This window comes from Agromyces sp. NPDC058110 (assembly GCF_042884735.1).
GTDB lineage: Bacteria > Actinomycetota > Actinomycetes > Actinomycetales > Microbacteriaceae > Agromyces.
This window is the reverse complement of the sequence record NZ_JBHVTI010000006.1, coordinates 163820-176052: the sequence shown is the minus strand read 5'-3', so window position 1 is coordinate 176052 and position 12233 is coordinate 163820. Positions and strand designations below refer to the sequence as shown.

Genomic DNA, 12233 nt, shown 5'->3' with positions numbered 1-12233 from the left:
GATGGGCACCGGCACCGATACGTCCGATCGACGCTCCGGGCGCGCCGGCCGAATCGCAGTCCGGGCGGCGGTCGCGGCGCTGGTCGGCGCCGCGGGGGCGTTCGTCGGGCTCGCGACGACCGCGCTCCCGGAGCCGGGCACGGTCGCCGAGGCATCCGTCATCGGGAACTCGGATGTCGCCGCGGCCGCGGCCGGGTCGCTGACGCCAGGGTCGCGGTCGGCCGGGCCGGTGCCGGGAGGGCCGGTGCCGGCCGAGCCGCTGCCGGTCGACCCGCTGCCCGACGAGAGCGAGACGCCGACCCCGACGCCGACCCCGACGCCCACACCGACGCCTACGGAGCCCCCGACCGACGAGCCCACGCCGGACCCGACCGGCGAACCGACCGAGGAGCCCACCGTGCCGCCCGAGACGGTGGAGCCGAGCGAGACCCCTCCGCCCACGGCGCCGGCGACCGAGACCCCGGCGTCCACGGTGGTGCCGGGCGTTCCGCCGGCGGCCGCCGACCCGACGACGTCGGTGATCTCGTGGGTGATCGCCGCGGGCGTGCTCGTGGTAGCGGCGGGCATCCTGCTCATGGTGCGTCGCAGGACTCCGGATGCCGCGGGCTCCGCCGGCGCCCACGACGGCGACGGCGACGGCGCACGACCGACGGTCGCCGTCGAGGGGGCGCCGGAGAAGCCCGACGCGGCCGGCACCCTCGGTGCGATGGAGGACATCGGCGTCGCGATGACCGACGCGGGGTACTCGGTCGCGACGATCCACGAGACGCTCAGCGACGTCGCGCACGCGAACGGCCTGGCCGGCACCGAGATCGTGGTCTTCCCGACCGCGCTGCTGGTCTCCGCGCGCGGGTTCGACGCCGTGAGCACGGGCGCCGTGGCGAGCGGCGAGCGCACCCTGCTGCTCCACCAGATCGACGACCTGCAGCACATCGTCGAGGACGCGCGCACGGGCGCGGCGCCCCCGCGCGACATCCGCACCCGCATCGATCGCATGCGGAGGCTTCCGCGGCCGTACTCACCGGTGCAGCGCGGTGCCGCGTACGTGCTGCTGAGCGCAGGCCTGTCGGTGCTGCTCGGCGCGTCGTGGACGGGCGTCGTCTTCGCCGGCCTGCTCGGTGCTGCAGTCGGCGCCGCGCTCCTGGCGGGCGAACAGCTCTCCGGCCGCTATCGCGCGCTGCTCACGGTCGGCATCGCCTTCGCGGTCGCCATCGTCGTGCTGCTGTCGCTGCACCTCGGCATCGATTCCGGTGTGCTGCCCGCGCTCATCGCACCGCTCGTCGTGCTGCTGCCCGGGGCGCTGCTGACCGTCGGGGCGATCGAGCTCGCGACCGGCCAGATGCTCTCCGGAGCCGGCCGGCTCGCCGCCGGCGCCATGCAGCTCGTGCTGCTCGCGGTCGGCATCGTGGCGGCGGGCGCACTCGTGGGAATCCCGTCGCTCCAGACGGCGGGATCGGCGACGACGCTCGGCATCATCGCGCCCTGGATCGCGGTCGCGCTCTTCGGCATCGGCATCGTCGTCTACCAGTGCGGGCCGCGCTCGTCGCTCGGATGGATCCTCGTGGTGCTCTACGTCGCCTACGGCGCGCAGGTGCTCGGCGCGGTCTTCTTCGGCGGCGTGCTGTCGGCCCTCATCGGCGCGCTCGTCGTGACGCCGGTGACCGCGATCGTCGCCAGGCAGAGGTCCGGACCCGCGGCCATCGTGAGCTTCATGCCCGCGTTCTGGCTACTGGTTCCCGGTGCCCTCGGACTCGTCGGCGTCGCCTCGGTGCTGGGCGGCGAGGCGACGGGCCCGAGCTCGCTGGTCACGACGTTGGCGACGATGGTCGCGATCTCGCTCGGCGTGCTCGCCGGAACCGCGCTGTCGAGCCGCTTCGGGCGGCCCGTGCTCTGACCGCGCGCGTTCGACGGACGCGTGCCGACGACGACTTCGGCGCGACCAGTGCTGCCCCTGATGCCGCCCCCGTGCCCGCGGCGAAGCATCCGGATCACGACCTCGATCGGCCGTGCATCACGTGAGAGGAGTCGGACGATGTCCCTGAAGTCCTACGGAGTGCTCAAGGGTCGTGCCGTCGCGAAACGGCGCGAGGAGCGTTCCGGATCGAGTCCCCACTACCAGATCCACCTCGTCGACGACGCCGGCACGGACTACCGGATCGCCGTCAACGTGCTCTCGAAGCTCGCGCCGTCGGAGTTGCTGTTCGTCGCAGACGACGACTTCCGGCATCCGGTGCTCGATGCGCTTCCGACCGCCTCCGGCTGGAACCCGCTGCCGTCGGCCCCGGGTGGCGCCAGCCTCGACTTCATCCGCGGCAACCTCTTCGACCGCACGAGCATGCGACTGCTGCCGCCGAGTGCCGACGGCCCCGACAACGACCTGGCCGACGTGTTCGACCACTACGTCGAGCGCGCGATCGCGACGCCGAGCGTGGACGTGTACGCATTCGGGGAGCGGTGGGGGCCCGAGCAGGGCAAGCCCGACAAGATCTTCGGGTTCGCGCCGGGCAACGGCGTGCACGACATCCACATGAATCAGGGCAACTCCGGCACCTTCGCCGGCGACGACGGGGTGTTCCAGGACGGCGGCATCCTGTTCCACTTCGTCGACGACGGCCGCTGGGTCGCGGTGTTCCTCGCGTTCCAGAGCCAGGCCTGGCATACGGATGACGTGACGGGCCACACGCTCGTGGGCGGGGCGCCCGGCACGCAGCCGGGGTCCGGCACGATGCCGGCGGGCGGGCAGACGGGATCGGGCACGTCGGGCTCCGGAACGACCGCACCCGCCACGACGCCGGTCGGCGACGGCGATCACCGCGTGCGCATCGTCGGCGCGCTCGTGAACCCGGTCGGCCCGGCACCGGAGGCCGAGACCGTCACGCTCATCAACACGACGCCCGCGGCGATCGAGCTCGCGGGGTGGGAGCTCGCCGATCGGCAGAAGCACCGCGGGCCCGTTCCCGTCGGCACGCTGGCGCCGGGGGCGACCGTCGCGTTCGCCATGCCGTCGGGCGTCGAGCTCGGCAACCGCGGCGGCATCCTCACCCTGCTCGACGAGCAGGGTCTCAAGGTCGACGGCGTCGCCTACACCGCGGACGACGCGCGGAACGAGGGCTGGACGATCGTGTTCTGAATGCCCGACCCGGTCGGGCACGGCAGGCGCGGTCCGGTACAGCGGGAGCGGTTCGTCGGCGGGCGCGGGCCGGCCCGGCCGCCTCAGTCGGCGACCGGCTCGGGTGCGTTCGACTCCGCGGGCGGTTCGATCTTGACGACCTCGTCGGCGTGATCCGACGCGAGCGCGGCCTCGGTGGCCTTGAGCTGCTCGGGCGTGAGCCGCAGGCGCTCGGCCTTCGACGGGCGGATGGCGGGCACGTCGCCGACGATCGGCACTGGCGTGCGGTACCGCCGGAACGCGTAGCGCGCCCAGAGCCCGCTCATGGTGCTCAGCCGGTTGCGCGATCCCAGCAGGCTGTTGATGTGCACGAACAGCCAGGCAGCCCAGGCCGGGTAGCCGGTGAGCCCGATGAGCCTGCGGAACCCGGGAACGTGGCGGAGGAACGACATCGAGTGCAGCACGGGCAGGTTGGCCATGCCCGGGATCTCGCCGACGGCCGACCGGCGGCCGATGATGGCGAGCTGGCCCTTGTCGTAGTACTCGAACCGCTCGGTCGGCTGCCCCGCGAGGATGCGGATGATCTGCTTGCCGATGTGGTGCCCGCCCTGGATCGCCGGTTGCGCGAGCTGCGGCAGGTCCTGTGGTGCGGCCGCGATGTCGCCGGCCGCGAAGACCCCCGGGAGCCCGACGACCTGGAGGTCTTCACCGACCCGGATGCGGTCGTGCTCGTCGAGCGGGAGGCTCCAGTACTGCACCTCTTCGTGCGGCGCCACGCCGGTCGCCCAGATGGTCATGTCGGAGGGGATCGACCGGCCGTCGGTGAGCACGACGGCGCGCTCCTGCACCTCGGCCACGCCCGTGCCGAGGCAGAGCTCGACATCGCGGTGCACGAGCTGCTTCGCGGCGTAGCTGCGCAGCTTCGGGATGAACGGCTTCAGCAGTTCCTGCCCGCGCTGCACGATCGTGATGCGGAAGGCCTCGCCCTCGAGCTCGGGGTACGCGGGGCGGAGCCCCTGGTCGCGGAGCTCGGCGAGGGCGCCGGCCATCTCGACGCCGGTCGCGCCGCCGCCGACGACCACCACGTGCAGGCCGTCGGTGCGGCCCTCCTGCTGGGTGGCCAGCTCGAGTCGCGTGAAGAGGGTGTCGCGGATGCGGATCGCCTGCGACCGCGAGTACACGGCGAACGCGTGCTCCTTCGCGCCGGGCGTGCCGAAGTAGGCGGTGGTCACGCCGTTCGCGAGCACGAGGTAGTCGTAGTCGATGGTCTTGCCGTCGAGCAGGCGCACCGACTTGGCGTCGGGGTCGATCTCCATGAGGTGCTCGTGCACGATGTCGAGGTTCGGCTGGTGGATGCGGAGGCTCCGCAGGAAGTGCGTGACGTCGCCCGGGTTCAGGCCGCCGGTCGCGACCTGGTACAGCAGCGGTTGGAAGGTGTTGTACACGCGCCGGTCGATGAGCGTCACGCGCACGGGGGCCTTCGCGAGGGCCTTCGCGGCGTTCACGCCGGCGAAGCCGCCGCCGACGATCACGACGTGCGGGAGCGATGCGTCGGAGGGCGTGGATGAGTGCGTCACAGGAACAACGGTACAGACCCCGCCGCCGCACGTGGTTTCCGGGCTGCGCGGCGACCGGTGCGGTCAGCGACGCGAGGGCCTCCGGTCAGCGACGCGGGGGCCTCCGGTCAGCGACGCGGGAGCGCGAGGATGCGGTCGAACGCGGCATCCGCATCGGGATCGATGCGCTGGAGTTCGGGCGTCGCGTCGAGGAACGAGACGATCTCGTGCGCCCCTCGATCGAACGTGATCGTCGTGGCGAACTCGGGCACGAGTGCCTTCACCTTGGCGTTGTCGAAGACCATGGAGTGCGCCTTGTCGCCCAGCAGCCCCGGTCCCCACTCGGGATGCACGGCGGCGATCGTCTCGGACGCGACGTGCACGAACTCGGGGTCGCGCACGCCCGCGGCGTCGGCGAGCCATCCGTAGATCTGGTTCCAGGTCGGCGCGTGGTCGCCCGTGATGTGGAACGCGTCGCCGACCGCGAGCGGGTTGCCGAGCAGCCCGACGAAGGCGACGGCGAAGTCGCGGTGGTGCGTGATGGTCCAGAGGCTCGTGCCGTCGCCGTGCACGACCACCGGTCGGCCCGCCCGCATCCGCGCGATGTCGGTGTAGCCGCCCATGGTCGGCAGCAGCGTGCGGTCGTAGGTGTGCGACGGGCGCACGATGGTCGCCGGGAACCCGCGCTCGCGCACAGCCTCGACGAGCAGGTCTTCGCAGGCGATCTTGTCGCGCGAGTACTGCCACTCGGGGTTCACGAGCGGGGTCGACTCGGTGACCGGCAGCCGGCTCGGCGGGGTCTGGTACGCCGAGGCGCTGCTGATGAAGACGTACTGGCCGACGCGCCCCTCGAAGAGCTCGAGGTCGGTGCGGATGTGCTCGGGCGTGAACGCCAGGAACTCGCACACCACGTCGAACTCGAGCGGCGAGGCGGTGTCGTATCCGAGCGCGCCGCGCACCGAGTCGGGTTGGCGGATGTCGGCGGCGAGCTCGCGAACGCCGTCGGGCAGGGGCCGGTGCCGCGACGACGTGCCGCGGTTCAGCACCGCGACCTCGTGGCCCACCGCCACCGCTCGAGCCACGCACGCGGAACTGATGACGCCGCTGCCGCCGATGAAGAGGATGCGCCTGCCGCCCGCGCGGCCGTTGCCACCCATGGCGGTTACAGCGACTCCTCGTCGGGATCGGACTGCACCGGATCGCTGTCGCCCGCGTCGAAGCGGTACTCCACGACCTTCTCGTCGTCGACCACGCGCTCGTCGCCGGCGACGTACCAGAAGATCGACTCGAGGCCGCGAACGGCGGCGATCGACGCGATGCGCTCGTCGACTTCGCCGTCGATCAGCGCTCGGCGCTCGGTCGTTCCGGCCAACGGCCCGTCGACGTACTCGACCAGATACTCGACCTCGGTGCTGTTGCTGTCCGTCATGCCTCCAACGTACGCCTCGGCGCCGCAGATGCCGAGGGGCATCCGCTCAGCCGGTCGCATCGCGCCCGGCGCCGAGGCGTGACCTAGACTGCTGCGGCGACACCCCCTACGAGCCGCACCGTCGCGGCCGGCCACGAGGTGATCCACCGATCGGAAGGCGGCACATGGGGTTCGGCGATTTCCTCTTCGGGCTCGCGGCACGTCGGCCGGGCGAGTACCGGCGGCTCCGCGGCATCCGTCGTCGCATCTACACCCGCGTGGCGCCGTTGCGCGCCGAGGTCGTGCGGTCGCCCGAGCCGATCGCGTTCGCCGATCTCGACCGGGCGGCGTTCGAGCCGATGCGCGCGGGCTCGTCGTGGGGCGGCGTGTTCGACTGCGCGTGGCTGCGGATCACCGGGGAGGTGCCCGCCGGGCTGCGTGCCGAGGTACGTGCCGGGGTCGCCGACCCGGTCGTGCTGCTCGGCATCCGCGGCGAGGGGCTGGTGTACTCGCCCGACGGCGACCTGCTCGACTCGGTGAGCACGGTCTTCCAGCAGGGCGACCACCCGCACAGCGGCGGCAAGTACCGCCCGGTGCAGGGCGTCGACCTCTCGACCGGTCGTGTCGAGTTCTACGCCGACGTGGCCCACAACGGCTTCATCCTCTACGAGGCCGGTCGCGGCGTGTTCCACGGCGCGCATCTCGCGACGCGCGACGAGACCGCCTACTCCTTCTATTACGACTACCTGACGCTGCTCGTTCTCGAGGACGCGACCGACGACCCGGCGCTCTCCGGCGAGCTGCGCGACGCGCTCGACGCGGCGTGGGCGCTCTTCACCGCCGACGACCTCGCGGGAGCCAGGGCGGAGCTCGCACCCGCACTCGCGGCGCCGTCGACGAGCGACTTCACCTACGACGCCGTCGGGCACGGGCACCTCGACATGGCTTGGCTCTGGCCGCTCCGCGAGACGCATCGCAAGGCCGCCCGCACCTACGTGCGCGCGATGAACGCGATCGAGCGGCGGCCCGACTACGTCTACGGCACGAGCCAACCGCAGCAGATGCACTGGATGCAGCAGGAGCATCCGGCCCTGTTCGAGCGCATGAAGGCCGCGGTCGCCGACGGGCGCATGGAGCTCCAGGGCTCGTTCTGGGTCGAACCCGACACGAACCTGCCGTCGGGGGAGTCGCTCGTGCGGCAGGCGCTCGTCGGCCGGGCGTTCCTGCAGGAGCAGTTCGGGCTCACCGACGAGCAGCTGCGGCTGTGCTGGCTGCCCGACACGTTCGGGTACAACGGCAACCTGCCGCAGATCCTCAAGAAGAGCGGCATGGACTGGTTCCAGACCATCAAGCTCGCGTGGAACAAGACGAACGACTTCCCGCACCGCACCTTCCAATGGCAGGGCATCGACGGATCGAGCGTGCTCGTGCACATGCCGCCCGAGGGCGACTACAACAGCCGCGCCGGCGCGGATAACCTGCTCACGGGGTTGCAGCGCTACCCCGAGCAGGTGCTCGAGACAGCACTGCTCGTGTACGGCTCGGGCGACGGCGGCGGCGGACCGAACGAGATCCACCACGAGCTGCTCGATCGCGAGCGAGGTGCCGACGGGCGTGGCCTGCGCGGCCTGCCGAGGGTGCGCACGTCGACGGCCGGCGACTTCTTCCGCCGTCTCGAGCAGCTCGAGATCGAGCACACGCACGTCGGCGAGCTCTACCTCGAGACCCACCAGGGCACCTACACGACGCAGGCGCAGATCAAGCGGCACAACCGTCTCGTGGAGCGCAGGCTGCACGAGGTCGAGGCGCTCGCCGTGCTCGTCGGCGACGACTCCCGGCCCGTGCTCGCCGGGCACTGGCGCGAGGTGCTGCTGAACCAGTTCCACGACATCATCCCCGGGTCGTCGATCGCGCGCGTGAACCGCGAGGCGATCGCGACGTACGAGCGCATCGAGGGCGAGCTCGACGCGTACACGGTCGAGCTGATCGAGCGGATGCCGCGGGCTGCCGGCGAGGCGACGGCCCTCAACCTGACGAGCTTCGCCCGTGACGAGGTCGTGAAGGTGGGCGACACGTGGTTCCGGGCGGAGGTGGGCCCGTACGCCGCCGCCGAGTTGCGGCCGCTCGAGCCGCGGCCGGCCGGCGCGGCATCCGAGCTCGCCTTCACCGACGACTCGCTGGGCAACGGCGTCGTGACCCTGCGCTTCGACGCCGACGGCGTGATCGTCTCCTGCCGCGACCGCGCCGGCGCCGAGCACGGCGGGCAGGGGCTCAACCGGTTGGTCGTGCACCGCGACCCGTACGTCTGGCCGTTCAACGCGTGGGACATCGACCCCGACTACGTGAAGAAGCCGACGCGCGTGCTGCCGATGCGGCTCATCACGAGCAGCATCGACGGGCCGACCGTCACTCGCACGCAGGAGTACCGTTCGAAGTCGGTGACCGTGCGGCAGCGCATCGTGCTCGAGGCCGGCAGCGACGTCGTGCGCTTCGACACCGAGGTCGACTGGCACGAGAAGCACCGCATGCTGCGCGCCGAGTTCCGGCCGACGCACTACGGCGACACCGTTCGCTGCGAGATCCAGTTCGGGCACCTCGAACGCGTCACGACCGAGCGCGACTCGGTCGAGCGGGCGCAGTTCGAGGTCTGCGCGCACAAGTGGATCGCGACCGAAGACGCTGCGGGCGGCTTCGCGCTGCTCAACGACTCGAAGTACGGCCACCGGGCCAAGCACGGGCTGCTGAGCCTCAACCTGCTGCGCGCGCCCACCTTTCCCGACAAGACCGCCGACCGCGGGCACCATCGGTTCACGTACGCGTTCACGCCGTTCGCCACCGGCGAGCTCGCGAAGGTCGTGCGCGAGGCGTACCGCCTGAACACCCCGCTGCAGGTGACGGATGCCGCGCCGTTCGGGCCTGCGGCATCCGTCGACGATCCCGGGGTGATCATCGAGACGGTCAAGCGGGCCGAGCACGGCGACGGCGTCGTGCTGCGCCTCTACGAGAGCCTCGGGCGGGCGACGACGACCGCGCTGCACGTGGCTATTCCGGCGCTGACGGATGCCGCGGCATCCGTCGCCGCACCGGTCGACGAGGTCGGGTTCGCCGCCGTCGAGACCGACCTGCTCGAGCGCCCGTATGGCATGGCGGACCAGGTCGACCTCGGCCGGCTCGAGTTCGCCCCGTTCGAGATCAAGACCATCCGACTGGAGGTGCGACGGTGACCCGGGCCGAGAGCACGACCCTTCCGGCCCGCACGCAGGCGAGGGCCGTCGTCACCGCTGGGTTCGGGCAGAACTTCGTGCTCACCACGGTGTCGACGTTCATCCTCGTGTACCTGCTGCAGTACGCGGGCATCAGCAGCGGCGGGCTCGCGGCCGTGACGGTGATCATCACGGTGTCGAAGTTCATCGACGCCGTCACCGATCCGCTCATGGGCAGCATCGTCGACATGACGCGGTCGCGCTGGGGCAAGCTGCGGCCGTACATCCTGTTCTCGGCCGCACCCGTCGCGGTGCTCTCGGGGCTGCTCTTCTCGGTGCCCGACGTCGACGAGCCGACGAAGATCGTGTTCTTCGGCGTCACCTACATCCTCTGGAGCCTCGCGTACACCGTGTGCGACGTGCCGTTCTGGGGGCTCATCGGCTCGGCGTTCGTCGACCCCGACCGGCGCAACCGCGTCATCGGCAGCGTGCGCGCGTTCGGCTCGATCGCGCTCGGCCTCTCGACGCTCGGCATGCCCTGGCTCGCGAAGCTGCTGAGCTTCGGCCCCGAGACCACCGGCAGCGGGTGGACGCTCGCCGTGTTCCTCACGTCGTTCCTCGGCATGGGCGTGTTCCTGCTCGCGTTCTTCTTCACCCGCGAGCGCGAGACCGCCGCGGCATCCGACGGGCTCAGCGTGCGCCAGCTCTTCTCGACGCTGTTCAAGAACCAGGCCCTGCTCACCGTGCTGCTCGCCTCGGTGCTCGGCTTCGGGCGTTTCATCGTGCAGGCCGGCGGCGCGCTCTTCGTCGTGATCGCGTACGGCGACGAGGGCGCGTTCACGCTCGTGGGGGCGGCGATCATCGCGGGCATGGTCATCTCGTCGTTCACGAGCCCGGTGCTGCTTCGACGGATGTCGGCCCGACACGTGATGGTGTGGAGCTCGTTCGTCGCAGCGGCCCTCTACCTGCTGATGTTCGTCGTCGGGTTCGCGAACCTCGCCGTGCTGCTCGTGTTCATCTTCCTGACCGGCCTCATGCTCGGCGTGTTCCTCGTGACGCAGGCGAGCATGATCGCCGACTCGGTCGACGAGGCCGAGCGGCGGCTCGGGGTTCGCAACGACGGCATCTCGTTCGCGTCGCTGACCTTCGTGTCGAAGATCATGAACGCGCTGGCCGTGCTCGTGTTCGGCGTGTTCGTGGTGGTCGCGGGCTACGAGCGCGGCGTCGAGGTGACCCCCGAGATGCAGCAGACAGTGTACCTCGCGCTCACGATCGTGCCGGCCGTCAGCTGCGTGCTTTCGGCTCTGCCGTTCCTCGGGGGGCGTCGCGTCGGTGGCGCCCCGGCGGGGCCCTCCGCGGCGGGGGCGGAGGGGGAGCAGCCATGACCGACCTGACCCGGCCGGTCGAGACGGAGGACTCGGTGCCGACGGCCCTCAAGACCGATCGGTACCTGCGCCTGTCGCTCGTGTTCCTGATCGTCGCCCTCTTCGTCGGCGTGGTGCTCCAGACCGTGGTCGTCTCGTGGGAGCCGCTGCGGTTCGGCTGGCACGTGCTCCCGTCGATCAGCCACTACTTCTACACCCCGGCGAGGCTCGTGTTCGTCAGCGTGCTCGTCGCAGCGTCGCTCGCCATGCTGGCGGTCTCGGGGCGCCGGCGCCCGACCGTCTTCCTCGATATCGCCGCCCTGTTCGCACCCCTGATCGCGATCGTGCCGACCGGTCTCGAGAAGCCTGCGGACCCGGCCGAGGCGGTCGGCCTGCACTGCGTCGGGTCGGCCTGCGTGCCCGAGGAGCTCCTGCCCGACATCCGTGCCAGCGTCGCCGCCTACGCCGTCATGGTCGTCGTGATCGTCGTCGCGATGTTCGCCGTGCGCCGTCGCAAGCGCATCGCCACCACCCCGGCCCACGTCATCGTGTCGGTGGTCGCCCTCGTCACCGCGGCGGGTCTCGCCGCCCTGACGTTCGCGCCCGGCCTGAGCGACGGGTTCCCCTTCAACCTCTGGCCGCTCGGCGAGGTCCACTTCGCCGCGGTGCTGCTCTTCTTCGGCGCGTTCGCGGCGGTTCCGATCATCTACGGATGGCGGCCGGCCGAGGCCGACGAGACCGCACCCACGCCCCGGCAGCAACTGAGCTACCGAATGGTGGCGTGGTTGCTGGGGGCCGACCTCGTGTTCCTCGTGCTCGTGTTCTTCGACGACACCTTCGACTGGGGGTGGTTCGGCGCCGTGCCGGTCGTGTTCATCGGCGAGTCGGTCGCACTCATCCTGTTCGCCTGGTTCTGGTGGGAGCAGACGATGCAGCGCTGGGACGACCTCTTCCACCCGCTGCGGGCTGCGACGATGGTCGGGTGACGAAACGCAAGCCGCGCCGGGCGGATGTCTCGACGCTCGACCTCGTCGGAGGCCCCGAACGCGTCGTGGTCGGGCTCCACGAACCCGACCGGCAGTGGGCCGAGGCGTTCCGCGAGCACCGGCGGCGCATCCTCGAGGCGCTCACCGAGGCGGATGTCGAGGTCGAGCACATCGGCTCCACCTCGGTGCCCGGCCTGGCGGCGAAGCCGATCATCGACATCCTCGTCACCGTCGACGACATCACCGCCGAGGAGGACTACCTCGATGCGCTGCTCGCGGCCGGATACGAGCTGCGGGTGCGGGAGCCCGGGCACCGGCTCGTGCGCACGCCCGCGCGCGACGTGCACGTGCACGTCTTCGAGCACGAGGATGCCGCGGTGCAGGAGTACCTCCTCTTCCGCGACCACCTCCGCTCCGACGCCGCTGACCGCGACCTGTACGAGCGCACCAAGCGGGAGCTGATCGCGCGGTCGTGGGACGACATGAACGACTACGCCGACGCCAAGACCGAGGTGATCCTCGCGATCAAGGCGCGAGCGCGGGCGGCGCGCGACGCGAGGCGGGACGACGGCACGGCGCAATAGCGCCGTGGCTGCATCCGGCCGGA

The 12233-nt window shown here is 71.2% G+C and carries 9 protein-coding genes; 6 read left to right on the top strand and 3 right to left on the bottom strand.

From position 1 onward, the window contains the following. Window position 1 precedes the first annotated feature (1 nt). Both ACFVS8_RS15865 and ACFVS8_RS15860 read left to right on the top strand, forming a co-directional pair. Entirely contained in the window at window positions 2-1894 is a 1893-nt protein-coding gene (locus tag ACFVS8_RS15865) for a threonine/serine exporter family protein (protein WP_387064298.1), read from the top strand. Window positions 1895-2032: 138 nt separating this feature from the next. Beyond that, on the top strand, window positions 2033-3130 hold the full coding sequence (locus tag ACFVS8_RS15860; RefSeq protein WP_387064295.1) for a DUF2278 family protein: 1098 nt from the start codon (window positions 2033-2035) through the stop codon (window positions 3128-3130). An 83-nt stretch (window positions 3131-3213) separates the two neighbouring features. Here the strand turns inward: ACFVS8_RS15860 and ACFVS8_RS15855 are convergent, their stop codons facing one another. From ACFVS8_RS15855 to ACFVS8_RS15845, 3 genes are all read right to left on the bottom strand, one after another. Beyond that, complete coding sequence (locus ACFVS8_RS15855) at window positions 3214-4686, bottom strand: NAD(P)/FAD-dependent oxidoreductase (protein WP_387064292.1); 1473 nt, start codon at window positions 4684-4686, stop codon at window positions 3214-3216. A gap of 107 nt (window positions 4687-4793) precedes the next feature. After that, a complete protein-coding gene (locus tag ACFVS8_RS15850) occupies window positions 4794-5822 on the bottom strand; it encodes an SDR family oxidoreductase (protein WP_387064289.1) in 1029 nt (342 codons plus the stop codon). A 5-nt stretch (window positions 5823-5827) separates the two neighbouring features. Continuing rightward, window positions 5828-6094: a hypothetical protein gene (locus ACFVS8_RS15845; RefSeq protein WP_387064286.1), complete on the bottom strand. Its 267-nt coding sequence runs from the start codon at window positions 6092-6094 to the stop codon at window positions 5828-5830. A gap of 164 nt (window positions 6095-6258) precedes the next feature. On the opposite strand from ACFVS8_RS15845, the gene ACFVS8_RS15840 reads away from it, so the two are divergent. From ACFVS8_RS15840 to ACFVS8_RS15825, 4 genes are read left to right on the top strand one after another with little or no spacing between them, the layout of a single operon-like run. Then, entirely contained in the window at window positions 6259-9297 is a 3039-nt protein-coding gene (locus tag ACFVS8_RS15840) for a glycoside hydrolase family 38 C-terminal domain-containing protein (RefSeq protein WP_387064283.1), read from the top strand. Further along, complete coding sequence (locus ACFVS8_RS15835) at window positions 9294-10661, top strand: MFS transporter (RefSeq protein WP_387064280.1); 1368 nt, start codon at window positions 9294-9296, stop codon at window positions 10659-10661. Before ACFVS8_RS15840 ends, ACFVS8_RS15835 begins: the two co-directional genes overlap by 4 nt. Next, window positions 10658-11626, top strand: coding sequence for a hypothetical protein (locus ACFVS8_RS15830; RefSeq protein WP_387064278.1), 969 nt, complete (start codon window positions 10658-10660; stop codon window positions 11624-11626). The genes ACFVS8_RS15835 and ACFVS8_RS15830 overlap by 4 nt, the downstream gene beginning before the upstream one ends. Next, window positions 11623-12210, top strand: a complete 588-nt coding sequence (locus ACFVS8_RS15825) for a GrpB family protein (protein ID WP_387064275.1) — start codon at window positions 11623-11625, stop codon at window positions 12208-12210. The genes ACFVS8_RS15830 and ACFVS8_RS15825 overlap by 4 nt, the downstream gene beginning before the upstream one ends. Window positions 12211-12233 lie beyond the last annotated feature (23 nt).